Genomic DNA, 16,379 nt, shown 5'->3' with positions numbered 1-16,379 from the left:
GTATGTCTACAGTCTGAAAACTTCCAAATGGAAGTCTTATAAGTGATCGATTTTAATTGTTTCTATGGTATTGGCATGAATACCGAGCCAGCTCGATGCGATGGAACCAAACATATCTCTGGAACCGGTTGTATAAAAGCGATGAACTGGACGGAGCTTGCTTTTATTGATTAATTTATAGTAATCCAAAATGACACTTGCCTCCCGGGCCGTCTCTTCGCCAGAGGAAATGACTTGTACTTCATCCCCCATATAGGAAGAGATTACAGGCCCCAGCAGTGGATAATGGGTACAGCCAAGGATCAGTGTATCGATCTTCGTTTTCTTCAACGGGTTCAAGGTTTGTGCCACGACCCGATTGACGATCCCCCCTTGAAACTCCCCGCTTTCTACGATCGGGACAAATTTCGGGCATGCTAAACTATCTACTTTCACATCGGAATTGATGGAAGCAAGTGCATCGTCATAAGCTTTGCTTTTTACCGTGCCTTCCGTACCGATAACTCCAATATGCAAGGAATCAGAAACTTTCAATGCTGCCCTTGCCCCTGGGTGTATGACACCCAACACAGGAATCGGAAGTATAGCCCTGATTTCATCCAATACAGCTGCAGTTGCTGTATTGCAAGCGATGATCAGCATTTTTATATCCTTCTTCATCAAAAATCTCGTCATTTGCCATGTGAAGGTTTGGACATCTTTTTTTGTCCTCGGCCCATATGGGCATCTTGCTGTATCACCTAAGTAAATTATATTTTCATTTGGAAGCTGACGCATGACTTCTTTAGCTACTGTCAAGCCGCCTACCCCTGAATCAATGATGCCTATCGGTTGTTTCAAAAAACTCGCCTCATTTTTCTTTCATTTCTTGATGTAGTTTTACTAGAATCCCTTTGAGGGACATGATGTCAGATTCGTTAAAATTGACTAACACGCCACTCAAGTACTGCCTCCGTTTATTAATCACTTCTTCGATTATCCGTTCGCCTTCTTCAAGAAGGTGAATTCGAACCACACGCCGATCCTTTTCATCCCTGACACGCTGGACAAGCTGATGTTTCTCCATGCGGTCAATCAGGTCCGTCGTTGTACTGAAGGCGAGAAACATCTTCGTGGACAATTCGCCAATCGTCATGTCCCCTGATTCAAAAAGCCATTGCAAAGCCACGAATTGAGGAATGGTAATTTTATAATCATGGAGAATTTCTCTTCCCCTTTGCTTAAGCCATGACGATACATAGCGCAATTCCTTCTCGATATCGGCTACATATGCCGCCTGCTTCTCTTCATCCATAAACACAGCTCCCCACTTCATGAAACTTATCATACTACCATTTTGGATGAAAGTGAAATGATTTTCAAGATTGATTGACTGGAATCATAATGAAACCCCGCCATAAAAATAAGCAGCATCCAAAGAAGTCAAAACAACCAAATTGTTTTGCCCTTCCTTATATGCTGCCAATGAACGGGAGAGAAATTATTTATAAGGCTTACGTATTAAGAGTTAACACATTAAAGCTTAAGTTCTCCCATACGAAGGAGTTCTATGACTGCCTGCGAACGTCCTTTAACTCCAAGCTTCTGCATCGCATTCGAAATATGGTTTCGAACTGTTTTTTCGCTAATAAACAATTCACCTGCGATTTCTTTTGTTGTTTTGTCTTGTACTAGTAACTCAAATACTTCTTTTTCTCTTTTGGTGAGTAATGGCTTATGAGTGAATTCGTTCTCCTTCAAGTAATGTTACCCTCCTTGCCTTCACCAGCATAAAACCCGGAGTGGGTGTCTATTTAGTCAAGATATAGTATGTCGGCTGGGGCAATGGAGTGACTCTTTTACTTGTCTAAATGGAAATATTTTTAGGAATGTTCCAGCACAGTATACAGCATCGAACGCTTCATGTCTTCCGTCCAAGGTACCGGCTTCCCAGTGGCCTTGGATACTTGCACAATCGTCCCCCTGCCCGTTAAACAAATTGAACCATCTTGTTTAGTCCCCATATAGTGTAGGTCCACTGAAGAATTTCCGATATGGTCAGCTTTCACATGGATTGTCAATTGATCATTGAAAAACATCTGCTTAAGGTAATCACACTGTAAATTGGCAACAACCGGCATCTCACCGCATTCAGCCGAGGTCCAATCCTTCATGAACCCCATACTGTTGAAATACTCAATCCGAGCTTCCTCAAAATAAGTAAAAGGAATCGTGTTATTCAAGTGCCCAAACATATCAGTTTCCGAAAAGCGGATCTTAATCTCATGTTTAAAAGAAAAATCATTGATCCACTCCGTAATATTATCGATATATGATATTTTGCCCAACTTGTGCACACCCTTTCTGAATTGAATGACTATTCACTCATTTTATAAGAAAACAACGATTATGAAAAGGATTTTCTATTGAAAGCAGGGTAAATTATCAAGCTCACTTCACAAATCCTTCACAGTTGGCCTGGTGCCGGATTTACACTTCAACCCCAGTTATCAATCGTTTATGATTCTCTCGATTCCCAACCAAGTCTGCGTATGTAAAACAAGGACAAAAAAAGAACCCATATCATAAGATACAGGTTCTTTCTTGTTCATTATTAAACTTCATCACTGCCGAAGAAGTTACGGAATTGTTGGATCGTAGTATCACGGTTCAACGCTGCAATCGAAGTCGTTAATGGAATGCCTTTAGGGCAAGACTGCACGCAGTTTTGTGAGTTACCGCAGTTTGCAAGTCCTCCATCACCCATGATCGTATTTAAACGTTCAGCTTTGTTCATTGCACCAGTTGGATGTGCGTTGAATAAACGAACTTGTGATAATGGTTGTGGCCCCATGAAGTCTGAATTGCTGTTTACGTTCGGACAAGCTTCCAAACAAACACCGCAAGTCATACATTTAGATAACTCGTAAGCCCATTGACGTTTCTTTTCTGGCATACGCGGTCCTGGTCCAAGGTTGTACGTTCCATCGATTGGAATCCATGCTTTTACCTTTTTCAATGAGTCGAACATACGGCTGCGATCGACCTGCAGGTCACGAACAACAGGGAATGTACGCATTGGTGCTAGACGAACCGGCTGCTCCAATTGATCGATAAGAGCTGTACATGATTGTCTTGGTTTACCATTGATAACCATTGAACAAGCACCACATACCTCTTCAAGACAGTTCATGTCCCATGCGATTGCTGTAGTGTGCTTGCCTTGTACCGTTACTGGATTACGACGAATTTCCATTAGGGCGGAAATTACGTTCATATTCGGACGGTACGCTAATTCGAATTCCTCATCATAAGGAGCTGAATCCGGTGTATCTTGACGAGTGATTATAAAACGGACTGTTTTAGTCTCAGATTTAGTTTCAACCATTTTTTTGCTCCCCCTCTTTAGTGTTTCGTAGTGTAGTCACGTTTACGCGGTGCGATCAGTGATACATCTATGTCTTCATAATGGAATTCAGGTGCTTGATCCAAGCCTTTGAATGTTGCCATAGTAGTTTTCATGAATTCCTCATCATTACGTTCTGGGAAATCAGGTTTGTAATGCGCTCCGCGGCTTTCGTCACGGTTTAATGCACCAATTGTGATTACACGAGCCAATTGCATCATGTTTTGCAGCTGTCTAGTGAATGCAGCTCCTTGGTTACTCCATTTAGCCGTGTCATTGATGTTAATTTTCTTGTAACGTTCCATCAGCTCAAGAATCTTGTTATCCGTTTCTTTCAGCTTGTCATTGTAACGAACTACAGTAACATGCTGTGTCATCCACTCACCAAGTTCTTTGTGAAGGACGTACGCATTTTCGTTACCATCAAGAGACATGACTTCATTCCATTTCTCTTGTTCTTGTTTTTCGTACCCTTCATACAATGAAGAAGGAATGGATTCTGAAGTTTTAGCAAGGCCTTCAATATATTTAACGGCGTTCGGTCCAGCGACTGAACCACCATAGATTGCAGAAAGAAGTGAGTTGGCACCAAGACGGTTACCGCCATGTTGTGAATAATCGCACTCACCTGCAGCGAATAAACCTTTGATGTTAGTCATTTGGTCATAATCAACCCAAAGTCCGCCCATAGAATAGTGAACGGCAGGGAAAATTTTCATTGGAACTTTACGAGGATCTTCACCCATGAATTTCTCGTAGATTTCAATGATTCCGCCAAGTTTAATATCAAGTAATTTAGGATCTTTATGTGATAGATCCAGGTAAACCATGTTTTCACCATTAATGCCAAGCTTCATGTTCATACATACGTCGAAGATTTCACGAGTCGCGATATCACGAGGTACTAGATTACCATAAGCAGGGTATTTTTCTTCAAGGAAATACCAAGGTTTCCCGTCTTTATATGTCCAGATACGTCCACCTTCACCACGAGCGGATTCACTCATTAGACGAAGTTTGTCATCGCCAGGGATTGCTGTCGGGTGAATTTGAATGAACTCACCATTAGCATAATTAACACCTTGCTGATAAACGATGGAAGCTGCTGAGCCTGTATTGATCATTGAGTTCGTTGATTTACCGAAAATGATTCCAGGGCCGCCGCTCGCCATGATGACTGCGTCTCCAGGGAATGATTTGATTTCCATTGAAGTCAGGTTTTGTGCTACGATACCGCGTGCTGTTTGCTCATCATCGATAACAGCTCCAAGGAATTCCCAGCCTTCATATTTCGTTACAAGGCCTTCAACTTCATAACGGCGAACCTGCTCGTCCAATGCGTAAAGTAATTGCTGACCAGTTGTTGCACCAGCGAATGCTGTACGGCTATGTTGAGTACCACCGAAACGACGGAAATCAAGAAGACCTTCCGGAGTACGGTTGAACATAACACCCATACGGTCAAACATATGAATGATCGATGGTGCTGCTTCGCACATCGCTTTAACCGGCGGTTGGTTAGCCAAGAAATCTCCGCCATAAACTGTATCGTCGAAGTGGATATATGGAGAATCCCCTTCACCTTTTGTATTTACTGCCCCGTTTATTCCGCCTTGGGCACAAACTGAGTGAGAGCGTTTAACAGGCACTAAAGAAAATAAATCAACCTGTTGTCCCAGCTCTGCTGCTTTGATCGTAGCCATTAATCCAGCTAGACCTCCACCAACGATAACTATTTTACCTTTACCCAATTCTGTCACTCCCTTATTTCCATTAGCCAAGCTATGTTTTTCCTAATTCTTATAAATGAACTCTATCTTCTTATACGAATGCGAAAATTGCGCTGATTCCGATATAAGAAAGAAGAACGAAAACGATCAATGTAAAGTAAGTCATGATTCTTTGCGATCTTGGTGAAACTGTAAGACCCCAGCTCACAGCAAATGACCATAATCCATTAGCAAAGTGGAAGATTGCCGAGATAATACCAACAATATAGAACACAATCATGAATGGACTAGAGAAAATCTCTGCCATCATGTCAAAGTTAACTTCAGCACCCATAGCTGCTTGAATTCTAGTTGCCCATATATGCCAAACAAGGAAAATCAACGTTATGATTCCAGTTAGGCGTTGCAGCATGAACATCCAGTTACGGAAGAAACTAAATCTGCCTAAATTGTTTTTTGCTGTAAAGGCAATATAAATTCCGTACACAGCATGGAAAATGAGCGGTAGATAGATGACGACCCACTCTACCAAAATCTTCACGGGCGTATACTCAATTAAATGAACTGCCCCATTAAAAGTTTCTTCTCCTTTTGTTGCCATAAAGTTTACCGATAAATGAAAAATTAGGAATAGACCAATTGGAATTACTCCTAGAAGTGAATGAAGCCTGCGATTCCCAAACTCACGATTTTTTGCCACTAAGTGCCCCCCCTTAATTTGTGAAAAATCATGCAAAGATAAACTGGTGGCTCCCTTTTATCTCCGCGTGAAAATACAGTATAGAGTCAAAAAACTCCTCTATACTTCCTTTACAATTATGTGACATGTCCATTTTACTCCTGACTTCAATGTGCGTCAAGAAAACGGATACAAGAAATCTCTTTTTCAGAATAGATTTTATTGGATTATATTGGGTATTTTTTGTTTGTCAAGATGATATTTTGAAGAAATTTCTAATTTAACTATTAATATCCCGGTATAATTTCTCATTTTTTTCCAATTGCGATTTAAATAAATAAAAAACAGTATAATTTGCAAAAGAAATACGTTTATAATAGATTTACAGAAAGAGGCGATAAATTATGAAAAAAAATATTGCTGCTGCGATAGAAGAAGAGATTCAAACTGAAGAAATTCAAACAACTGAAGAATTCCAAGTTCCAGCTTTCGGATACGAATTAATCAGAGAAGTTCTATTGAACGATATTCTCGGAAAAGACTCTAATCAAATCCTCTATTGGGCAGGTAAACAATTAGCAAGAAAATTCCCATTGAATGGCGATCAGGAAGTGATTGAATTTTTCCAAAGCGCTGGATGGGGCAATCTGGAAATCTTGAAATATACGAAACACGAGATGGAATTATCCCTGACAGGTGAAATAATCAGCCGCCGTTTGGATTTACACCCTGATTGTCACTTCCAACTTGAAGCCGGTTTCCTTGCCGAGCAGTTTACACTGCAAAAAAAATTCCTCAGCGAATCAACGGAAGAAATCAAACGCCGCGCAAAAAAAGTGATATTCACCATCCAATGGGATCCCAGAGATCCAATCTAATGAGCCCTGAAAACAGACTTACCCTTTTTACCGGAAGTCTGTTTTTTATTGGACTCCTGACACTTAAGCTAGCACATTTGCATGCTGACCAAGTTTAAATGCTTCATGAAGGGATTCAACCGCCTTCACCATTTCCTTTTCATTGACGACGGTCGAAACTTTAATTTCCGATGTGCTGACCATTTTCACCTGGATGCCTGTATTGGCCATCACTTCAAACATTTCGGCAGCCACTCCCGGATTGGATACCATACCAGAACCGACGATGGAAACTTTGGCCAATCCGCTCTCCGTTTCGACTCGGTCGAACCCCAATTGTTCTTTATTATTTTCCAGCACGATCAAGGCCGCTTCCGTATCTTCACTTTTTGTGGAAAAAGATAGATTCGTCGTATCCTCGGCAGTCATGCTTTGAATGATGATGTCCACATTGATCCGGTTTTTCGCAAGTGTGGTGAAGATCGTGGATAAAGCACCAAGTGATTGGGGCAAACCATATATTGTGACTCTCGTAATACTGTCTTCAAAAGCAATGCCGCGTACAATTAAGTTTTCTTCCATAGTTGCTTCCTCCTCTATGATCGTACCTGATTCTCTCTCCATGCTTGAACGTACTTCAAGCGGAATTTGATAATTTTTTGCATATTCGACAGCCCTTGGGTGAAGGACGCCCGCCCCCAGGTTGGCAAGTTCCAGCATTTCATCGTAAGAAATGGATTGGAGTTTTCGCGCGCCTTTTATGTAGCGTGGGTCCGTTGTGAAAACACCCGTTACATCCGTATAAATATCGCATCTATCCGCATTCAGCGCTGCAGCGATGGCAACTGCCGTCGTATCGGAACCGCCTCGCCCTAAGGTAGTGATTTCCCCATTTGCATCGTTACCCTGGAAACCGGCTACGACCACTATTTTCTTCTCCTGAAGCTGAGCTTGGATCCTCGTGGCATCGATGTTTAAAATCCGGGCATTCCCATGAACGGATTCCGTTTGCATGCCAGCCTGCCAGCCAGTATACGAAATGGCTTCATGTCCTTCTTCAATCAATGCCATCGTTAACAGGGAAATCGTTACCTGTTCCCCAGTCGTCAAAAGCATATCCATTTCCCTCTTGCTCGGGGATCCGGAAATATCACGCGCCATGGAAACCAATTGGTCCGTTGTTTTCCCCATAGCTGAAACAACGACGACAACCTCATTTCCATTCTCCGCTTCCTCGATTACCCGATTGGCAACATTTTTGATTTTTTCTACGCTACCGACGGATGTTCCGCCGAATTTTTGAACGATTAATGCCATCCTCATGCACCCTCTCTACTTTTTAGGCAATAAAAAAAGCAATGAGAAATATCTCATTGCTGTGGTCACATATCCTAATACTGTAATCACAGTGAGATAGCTCTCCAGGGTATAAACCCTGACAATCCGCCATTTCTTAAATGTCGGACCAGGAGGACAAGGTATGAGTCTTGTCTTCCTTCGGCGGCGTCCCCTTTCAAAACCTTTCATGGAAGCTCATACTTCTCCAGGTTTTTACTCTTGAATTCCGCACCTCTATCAGCACTTTTAAGTTGTCTAGTTAAAAATTCCTTTTAATCATAGCATAGAGATTTATCGGTAGCAAGATTATTCTTGTAATTTTCTAACGATTCCCTCGGCTACCCCTTTTGGCATGCCAGCTTCCATGATTTCCTCGGCCGTCGCCTCTTTGATTTTCTTCAATGATCCAAAATGCCTTAATAATTGCTTCCTTCGCTTTTCCCCGACTCCTGGAATATCATCAAGCTGGGAGTGAACCGCATTTTTCCCGCGTAGCTGGCGATGAAACGTAATCGCGAACCGATGCACTTCATCCTGAATTCTTTGCAATAGGTAAAATTCCTGGCTCCTTGAATCAAGAGGTACAAGTTCAAGCGGATTTCCGATCATCAATTGCGAGGTTCTATGCTTTTCATCCTTAATGAGGCCTGAAAGTGGAATATCCAAGCCTAATTCATTTTCCAGAATATCCCGTACTGCTTCGACATGTCCCTTTCCGCCATCAATGATGATCAAGTCCGGAAGCGGCAGCCCTTCTTTCAATACTCGTGAATATCTTCTTCTGACCACTTCACGCATCGATTCATAATCATCAGGTCCCTGGACCGTCTTGATCTTATATTTGCGGTACTCTCTTTTTTCCGGCTTCCCATCAATGAACACGACTAAAGCGGAAACGGGGTCACTTCCCTGGATATTGGAGTTATCAAAAGCTTCAATTCGATGCGGGGTGTAGATACCCAGTTGTTTCCCGAGGTTTTCCACCGCATTGATCGTTCTTTCTTCATCCCTTTCAATCAAAGAGAATTTTTCCTGAAGGGCGATGGAGGCATTTTTATTCGCCAATTTAAGCATGTCTTTTTTCGCTCCCCTTTTCGGGTGAATCGTTTTGACACCAAGCAGCCCTTCGGCCATTTCGGCATCCACAGATTCTGGCAGCAAGATTTCCTTTGGTTTAAAGTGGTTCGTAATCTCGTAAAACTGACCGAGGAATGTAAGAAGTTCCTGTTCCGGTTCATCGTAGACCGGAAAAAGCGAAACATCCCTTTCTATCAATTTACCCTGCCGGACAAAAAATACCTGAACGCACATCCAGCCTTTATCATAGGCAAAGCCAAATACATCCCTGTCGATGAAATCGGTCGTCATCATTTTCTGCTTTTCCATCGTAATATCGATGTGGGCAATCTTGTCACGGAACTCCTTGGCCCTCTCGAAATCGAGCTCTTCCGATGCCTCCAGCATTTTTTCAGTCAGTTCTTTTTTTATTTCAGTATGCCCGCCGTTCAAGAACCGGTTGATATCATCGACCATTTTTTTATATTCCTGTTCCTCTACATCATATACACATGGGGCAAGGCACTGGCCAAGGTGATAGTAGAGACAAACGCGATCCGGTAACGTATTGCATTTTCTTAGGGGATAGATGCGGTCGAGCAATTTTTTCGTTTCGTTAGCTGCAAATGCATTCGGATAAGGACCGAAATATTTCCCTTTGTCTTTTTTGACTTTTCGCGTAATGATTAGACGCGGGTGGCGTTCCGCAGTCAGCTTGATGAAAGGATACGTCTTATCATCCTTTAGCATGACATTATATTTTGGGTCATGTTTTTTGATTAAGTTCAACTCTAAAATAAGAGCCTCGATATTGGAAGAGGTGACGATGTATTCGAAATCCTCAATCTCGTTCACGAGTCGAAATGTTTTCCCATCATGAGATCCCGTAAAATAAGAACGGACACGATTTTTCAACACTTTCGCTTTGCCTACATATATGATCGTTCCCTGACGATCTTTCATTAAATAACAACCAGGTTGATCGGGAAGAAGGGCAAGTTTATTCTTTATTTGTTGATTCATGCATTCAGCCTCCTGTTCTCCCATTTTTACAATCATTATATATCAAGATAGCGAAAAAAGCTTCAAGTCCGCAGACTTGAAGCTTTTTTTAGCTAACTTACTATTACGCGTGTTTTGCAATAAGTTCAGCAAGTGCTTCTTTAGGTTGGAAACCAACAACCTTATCGACCACTTCACCGTCTTTAAGGACGATTAATGTCGGGATGCTCATCACACCGAATTTTCCAGCTGTTTCTTGGTTTTCATCTACATCCACTTTTACGATTTTTGCTGTATCGCCAATTTCAGTATCAAGCTCTTGAAGAACAGGAGCGATCATTTTACAAGGTCCACACCATGGAGCCCAAAAGTCTACAAGAACGACACCTTCGCTAGTATCTGTTGTGAAAGTTTGGTCAGTTGCATTTACAATAGCCATATATATTTCCTCCTCAAATTTACTCAAATAACTAAAAACAGTATACCACTGTGCTCAAATCGATGCTAATATTTTGCTTCAGTGGTAGGATGTCCAAAAAAAGAGTAATTATGCAGGCCAAAAACCCTCCCCATTAGCGCAAATAAAGGGGCAAGACATGTTTCGGCTTATGCCGAATGTCTTGCCCCTCATCTGTATTATTTCTATTACGCGTTAACTTTAAGTTTTTTGAATTCTTCCGTAAGTAATGGAACGACTTCGAAAAGATCTCCGACAATTCCATAATCAGCCACATTGAATATGTTAGCTTCCGGGTCTTTATTGATGGCAACGATAACCTTGGAGTTGGACATTCCCGCTAAATGCTGGATCGCACCGGAAATTCCGCACGCGATATAAAGGTCAGGTGTTACGACTTTACCCGTTTGCCCGATTTGTAATGAGTAATCGCAATAGTCTGCATCACATGCTCCTCGGGAAGCTCCTACCGCTCCGCCAAGAACCTGTGCCAGTTCCTTTAATGGTTCAAAACCATCTTCACTTTTCACGCCACGGCCACCCGCGATGATTACTTTCGCTTCTGAAAGGTCGACCCCTTCACTGGCTTTTCTAACAACATCCTTAATGATTGTCCGTAAGTCCTTAATATCCACACTTAATGTAGAAACATCACCAGAACGGGACTCATCTTTCGCTAATGGTTCGATATTGTTCGGACGGATTGTCGCGAAAATCACGCCAGCTGTAACAATTTTCTTTTCAAACGCTTTACCAGAATATATCGGGCGGGTGAAAACGATATTTCCGCCTTCTTCTTCAATGGATGTAACGTCGGAAATCAGTCCTGATTCAAGTTTTCCAGCCAATTTAGGGGCAAGGTCTTTTCCTAAGGCCGTATGTCCAAAGAAAATCCCTTCCGGCTTTTCCTGCTCGATGACGGCAAGCAAGCTTTGCGCATATCCATCTGAAGTATATTGTTTCAATTGATCATTTTCGACTGCAATAACCCGGTCTGCACCATACTGGATCAATTCATTACCGAAATTCTGAACACTGTCACCAACTAAAACACCAACGATTTCCCCGCCATCCGCAGCAAGCTTAGCCGCACCGATAGCTTCAAATGATACATTTCTTAGTGAACCATCACGAACTTCGCCCAATACAAGAAACTTTCTAGCCATTTATAAAAACCTCCTGTGCTCTATTTTTCTTTTTGTCGTGTGTTGTTGTTTTGAGAAGTACCGTTTCGATTAAATCACTTTTGCTTCACTGCGTAATAACTGAACAAGCTCGGTAACTTGAGCACTGATTTCCCCGTCCAAAACTTTTCCAGCTTCTTTTTTAGCAGGAAGGTAAATTTCAATCGTTTTTGTTTTGGCCTCAACATCGTCTTCTTCCAAATCCAGGTCATCCAATTCCAATTCTTCAAGCGGTTTTTTCTTTGCCTTCATGATTCCTGGCAATGAAGGATAACGTGGCTCATTTAGCCCTTGTTGCGCTGTCACCAATAATGGAAGAGAGGCTTCGATCGTTTCAGAGTCCCCTTCGACATCACGGATAACGCTTACATTTCCATTTTCTATGTCCAATTTAGTAATGGTTGTAATATAAGGAATCTCCAAAATTTCGGCAACGCGTGGTCCCACTTGACCGGAGCCGCCATCGATTGCAACGTTCCCTGCAATGATTAGATCGGCATTTTTATCTTTTAAGTATTCGCCAATAATTTTGGCAGTCGTGAATTGGTCGCCATTTTCTATGTCGTCTTCTATATTTATCAATACAGCTTTGTCAGCACCCATTGCCAGCGCTGTGCGTAATTGCTTTTCAGCCTCTTCCGTTCCGACAGAAATAACCGTTACTTCGCCGCCTTGTGCATCACGCACCTGGATTGCTTCTTCTACTGCATACTCATCGTATGGATTAATGATGAATTCTGCTCCATCCTCATTGATTTTCCCGTTGGATAGTGTAATTTTTTCTTCTGTATCAAATGTTCTTTTCAGCAGTACATAAATGTTCACGATAATACCTCCCGAATAATTTGAGTTTTGAAGATTATGAATTTTATTGATATATAGTAATGTTCTACAGATTTCACCAAAATCCTGCATGATATATAAAAATAGTTATTTAAACCGAAACATCATTTCCCTTTGAATACAGCTTCCCTTTTTTCAATGAAAGCGGCGATTCCTTCTTGTGCATCAGCAGTATCGAAAGCCTGGCCAAAGAGGGCAGCTTCCCTTTCCACACCTTTATGGTAGGAATCATGCTTGGAATAATTCAATAATTCAATGGCCGACTTTAATGCCAGTGGGCTCTTCTTGGCAATTTTATTGGCTAGATCCTTAGCTTTTGGAATCAGTTCTTCATCCGTGAAGGCATGATTCGCCAATCCGCATTGCACAGCTTGGGTGCCTGAAATCGGTTCACTTGTAAACAGCATTTCAGCTGCCTTTGCCATGCCTACGTAACGGGGAAGACGTTGGGTCCCAGCAAACCCGGGGATTAAGCCCAACTGCAGCTCAGGCAAACCAAGTTTAGCCCTTTCGGTGACTAAGCGGATGTGGCAGGCCATAGCCAGCTCCAATCCTCCGCCAAGCGCCGCTCCATGGATGGCTGCAATGACCGGTTTTGGAAAAGATTCGATTTTCTCAAATACAGATTGACCATTCTTGGTCAGCTTCTCGAAGGCTTTCCCATTTTTCACTTCCGTAAACTCTTTAATGTCCGCTCCTGCAGAGAAGAATCTTCCTTCACCATGAAGAAGGACAACCCGTACGGCTTCGTCTTTCTCAATTTGATCGAATGCCTGTGAAAGCTCTCCGATGATAGTCGAAGAAAGTGCATTTGCTGGTGCATGATCAATCGTTATAAAAGCCACATGATTTTCGACAGAAAGCTTAAGATATTCCATATCAATCCCTCCAGTCATGCTAGTCAAACTTTTTTGAAAATTCTATATGTATCACTTCCAGTTAAAGCTAGAAGCAGAATTAACCGATTCTTTCGAGGATGGCTAGCCATCCTCTATTTAAATCGTTAACTTTTTAGGCCACAACCGCCAATCAGCAGGCGGTGAACGTCTGGTGCAAGGTCAGGAAGCGAATACTTTTGCTCATTCATGACCCAAGTCGTCACAGTTTCATCAATCGTTCCAAAAATCATCTGCCTGGCAAGTAAATTATTTAAATCAGGCAGGAATTCGCCGTTCTCTTTTCCTTCTATAATGATCTGATCAATTAAATTTAAATACCCTCTTAACACATCATTAATCCTAAGGCGCAATTCTTTATTCGACTGTCTTAATTCCAACTGAGTGACAATTGCTAAATTCACGTCTTCTGAAAGGTTTTTAAAATGTTTTTGGATGAGCACATGCAGTTTTTCCGAAGCAGTGCTCTTTCCTTTTATCTCTTCTTCGATCTGTTCCACAAAATAGCCCATCTTTTCATGGAATAATGATATTAAGATATCTTCTTTATTTTTAAAATAAAGATATATGGTGCCATCCGCTACGCCTGCCTGCTTGGCGATTTTGGATACTTGGGCTTGATAGTAACCGTTTTGGGCAATGACAATAACGGCCGCATCAATAATTTGATTATACTTTGGTCTGTTGCTTTTCACTGGATGTCCCCTTTCAGAAAAATGAATGAACCATCATTCATATTTCTATCATAAAATGATGCCCCTTTACTGTCAAGCAAAACTTATTTAAGGATCTCTACATTCCACTTCTGTCCATTGTACAGCCACCATCCATAGCTTGTCCAGCTGTTCTGCAAAACGGAGCCCTCTTCCGCTGCTCCGTTAAAAGGGGGTGCTTGTTTAAGCTTCTTTTCTTTCCTCGGATATTTTTTTCTTTTCTTCCTCGATAAGGACTCTTCTCAGGATCTTTCCTATCGTCGTTTTAGGAAGTTCATCCCTGAATTCATAGCGTCGCGGCACTTTATACGAAGCTAGGTTCTTTCTGGCAAATTCATTCAATTCCTCTTCAGTGACCCTGGCATTTTTTTTCAGGACGACATAGGCCTTGACGGTCTCTCCCCGATAAGGGTCAGGGATTCCTGCCACAACTACTTCCTGTATGGCCTCATGCTCGTATAGCACCTCTTCCACCTCACGTGGATATATATTGAAACCGCCTGCAATGATTGTATCCTTTTTCCTCTCGACGACATAAAAGAACCCCTGCTCATCCATATAACCCAGATCGCCAGTAAGCAGCCAGCCATTTTTAAAGGTTTTTTCCGTTTCATCCGGACGGTTCCAATAACCTTTCATTACCTGTGGTCCTTTTATGGCAATCTCGCCTATTTCATTCGGAGGAAGCTCTTCATAGGACTCCAGGGATAGGATCGCCGAGTCAGTGTCCGGCCACGGCAGTCCAACGCTTCCTTTTACACGCGGCTGATCCCAAATGAAATTAGCATGTGTCACAGGTGAGGTTTCAGAAAGTCCATAGCCTTCAACAAGCTTCCCGCCGGTAATTTTCTCAAACTGCTCTTGAACCTCTAAGGGCAATGATGCAGAACCGCTAATACAGGCATTGATGGAAGAAAGATCATATTTAGCGATATCCGGATGGTTCAAGAGCCCGATATACATCGTTGGCGCTCCTGGAAACATGGTCGGTTTCTGTTTTTGGATGGTTTTAAGCGTCGCTTCGACATCAAACTTTGGCATGATGATCATGGTGTTCCCTTCCATGACGGAAAGAACCAAGACTGTAGTCATACCGTACACATGGAAGAAAGGCAGAATCGCAAGGATCCTTTCCTCACCGCGCTTATTTTTATAAAGCCATGCATTGCACATTTTCGTATTGGCCAGCAAGTTCTTATGTGTAAGCATGACCCCTTTGGGAAAGCCAGTTGTACCACCTGTATATTGCAAAAGGGCAAGGTCATTATCCACATCGATCGGCACAGTGACTTCTTCAGTGATCTTTCTTTTCATGATTTTGGAAAATAAATGATGATTCCCTTCATGCTCCACATTGATGACAATGCCGTATTGCTTTTTTTGAATAAAAGGATAGATAAGATTTTTTGGGAATGGCAAATATTCCTTGATAGCGGTTACAATTATATGTTCAATATCCGTTCTTGATGCCACTGCAGAAACACGGGGAAATAAAATATCCATCACTAAAATCATTTTCGCTCCGGAATCTTTCATTTGATATTCTAATTCACGTTCAGTATAGGTTGGGTTCGTTTGAACCACGACTCCTCCGGCCATCAATATCCCAAAAAAGCTTATGACACCTTGAGGGCAGTTAGGAAGCATGACAGCAACGCGTTCACCTTTTTGAAGTCCGATACTTTTTAAATAGGCTGCAAACTTTAAAGCAGATTCATGCACTTCCCGGAAAGTTAATTCTTTTCCCTGGAAATGAATCGATACTTTTTCAGGGAATTCTTCGGCTGATTCCTTCAAAAAAGAATAAAGAGGTTTATCTTCGTACGACAAAACAGCGGGTATCTGTTCCGGATAAATAGCTTGCCATGGCTTATTGCTCATTTGCCCCCTCCTTCTGAATATTCTCAATACTCTTAATCATTATAATACAATCGGGATTTTCTTACAATTGCCGAATTTCAGAGTATAAAGACCTTACGATGAGAAGCAGGATAGTAAATATATCCTATACCAACCACAGGGAATATTGGATGAAACATATAAAAGGGAAACAAAACTCATTTCAGAATGTAGACAACCCTTTTACCCTCATTTTTTTCTTTTAAAAAAGTTCCAGCTGATTTCAGAAATCCGCTCCCTTTCCGCCGACTGTCTGCCAAGCCTCCTCGACGCAAGCGCCTTTGGGGTCTCGGCTTGCCATTTATTCGGCAGGAGTGTCGCCATTTCTTCCATCCTTTAT

Annotated in this window: 16 protein-coding genes and 1 riboswitch; of the genes, 1 reads left to right on the top strand and 15 read right to left on the bottom strand. The window is 42.0% G+C overall.

Features of this window, described 5'->3' with window-relative positions:
• Positions 1–36: 36 nt before the first annotated feature.
• The 7 genes from racE to ACZ9AO_RS03790 form a co-directional block, all read right to left on the bottom strand.
• Positions 37–840 (bottom strand): glutamate racemase, encoded by an 804-nt coding sequence (gene racE / locus ACZ9AO_RS03820; protein ID WP_048689031.1) that lies wholly within the window; start codon positions 838–840, stop codon positions 37–39.
• A gap of 10 nt (positions 841–850) precedes the next feature.
• Positions 851–1,294: a MarR family winged helix-turn-helix transcriptional regulator gene (locus ACZ9AO_RS03815; protein WP_034308979.1), complete on the bottom strand. Its 444-nt coding sequence runs from the start codon at positions 1,292–1,294 to the stop codon at positions 851–853.
• Positions 1,295–1,515: 221 nt separating this feature from the next.
• Positions 1,516–1,740 carry a helix-turn-helix domain-containing protein gene (locus ACZ9AO_RS03810; RefSeq protein ID WP_028392149.1) on the bottom strand — a complete coding sequence of 75 codons (225 nt, stop codon included), beginning with the start codon at positions 1,738–1,740 and terminating at the stop codon, positions 1,516–1,518.
• A gap of 122 nt (positions 1,741–1,862) precedes the next feature.
• Positions 1,863–2,327: an acyl-CoA thioesterase gene (locus ACZ9AO_RS03805; protein WP_057276667.1), complete on the bottom strand. Its 465-nt coding sequence runs from the start codon at positions 2,325–2,327 to the stop codon at positions 1,863–1,865.
• 266 nt (positions 2,328–2,593) lie between these two features.
• A complete protein-coding gene (gene sdhB, locus ACZ9AO_RS03800) occupies positions 2,594–3,367 on the bottom strand; it encodes a succinate dehydrogenase iron-sulfur subunit (protein ID WP_048689018.1) in 774 nt (257 codons plus the stop codon).
• Between the two features lie 17 nt (positions 3,368–3,384).
• Positions 3,385–5,136: a succinate dehydrogenase flavoprotein subunit gene (gene sdhA / locus ACZ9AO_RS03795; RefSeq protein ID WP_048689080.1), complete on the bottom strand. Its 1,752-nt coding sequence runs from the start codon at positions 5,134–5,136 to the stop codon at positions 3,385–3,387.
• 70 nt (positions 5,137–5,206) lie between these two features.
• Positions 5,207–5,815 carry a succinate dehydrogenase cytochrome b558 subunit gene (locus tag ACZ9AO_RS03790; RefSeq protein ID WP_034308986.1) on the bottom strand — a complete coding sequence of 203 codons (609 nt, stop codon included), beginning with the start codon at positions 5,813–5,815 and terminating at the stop codon, positions 5,207–5,209.
• Positions 5,816–6,198: 383 nt separating this feature from the next.
• On the opposite strand from ACZ9AO_RS03790, the gene ACZ9AO_RS03785 reads away from it, so the two are divergent.
• Positions 6,199–6,672: a YslB family protein gene (locus ACZ9AO_RS03785; RefSeq protein WP_082196468.1), complete on the top strand. Its 474-nt coding sequence runs from the start codon at positions 6,199–6,201 to the stop codon at positions 6,670–6,672.
• 63 nt (positions 6,673–6,735) lie between these two features.
• Here ACZ9AO_RS03785 and ACZ9AO_RS03780 read toward each other — a convergent pair whose 3' ends face one another.
• From ACZ9AO_RS03780 to ACZ9AO_RS03745, 8 genes are all read right to left on the bottom strand, one after another.
• The gene (locus tag ACZ9AO_RS03780; protein ID WP_048689012.1) at positions 6,736–7,968 is read right to left on the bottom strand and encodes an aspartate kinase; all 1,233 of its coding nucleotides are present in this window, start codon (positions 7,966–7,968) and stop codon (positions 6,736–6,738) included.
• Between the two features lie 89 nt (positions 7,969–8,057).
• A riboswitch (Lysine riboswitch) is annotated at positions 8,058–8,234 on the bottom strand.
• A gap of 61 nt (positions 8,235–8,295) precedes the next feature.
• Complete coding sequence (gene uvrC / locus ACZ9AO_RS03775) at positions 8,296–10,068, bottom strand: excinuclease ABC subunit UvrC (RefSeq protein WP_053535876.1); 1,773 nt, start codon at positions 10,066–10,068, stop codon at positions 8,296–8,298.
• Positions 10,069–10,171: 103 nt separating this feature from the next.
• Complete coding sequence (gene trxA / locus ACZ9AO_RS03770) at positions 10,172–10,486, bottom strand: thioredoxin (RefSeq protein ID WP_034308995.1); 315 nt, start codon at positions 10,484–10,486, stop codon at positions 10,172–10,174.
• 206 nt (positions 10,487–10,692) lie between these two features.
• Positions 10,693–11,670: an electron transfer flavoprotein subunit alpha/FixB family protein gene (locus tag ACZ9AO_RS03765; protein WP_048689007.1), complete on the bottom strand. Its 978-nt coding sequence runs from the start codon at positions 11,668–11,670 to the stop codon at positions 10,693–10,695.
• Positions 11,671–11,739: 69 nt separating this feature from the next.
• Positions 11,740–12,513: an electron transfer flavoprotein subunit beta/FixA family protein gene (locus ACZ9AO_RS03760; RefSeq protein WP_048689004.1), complete on the bottom strand. Its 774-nt coding sequence runs from the start codon at positions 12,511–12,513 to the stop codon at positions 11,740–11,742.
• 122 nt (positions 12,514–12,635) lie between these two features.
• The gene (locus tag ACZ9AO_RS03755; RefSeq protein ID WP_476108511.1) at positions 12,636–13,409 is read right to left on the bottom strand and encodes an enoyl-CoA hydratase; all 774 of its coding nucleotides are present in this window, start codon (positions 13,407–13,409) and stop codon (positions 12,636–12,638) included.
• 125 nt (positions 13,410–13,534) lie between these two features.
• Positions 13,535–14,122 carry a TetR/AcrR family transcriptional regulator gene (locus ACZ9AO_RS03750; RefSeq protein ID WP_048689000.1) on the bottom strand — a complete coding sequence of 196 codons (588 nt, stop codon included), beginning with the start codon at positions 14,120–14,122 and terminating at the stop codon, positions 13,535–13,537.
• A 201-nt stretch (positions 14,123–14,323) separates the two neighbouring features.
• Positions 14,324–16,021, bottom strand: coding sequence for a long-chain-fatty-acid--CoA ligase (locus ACZ9AO_RS03745; RefSeq protein WP_251539760.1), 1,698 nt, complete (start codon positions 16,019–16,021; stop codon positions 14,324–14,326).
• Positions 16,022–16,379: the final 358 nt, after the last annotated feature.

The organism is Peribacillus sp. TE19612, from assembly GCF_056279465.1.
This window is presented reverse-complemented; position numbering and strand designations above follow the sequence as displayed.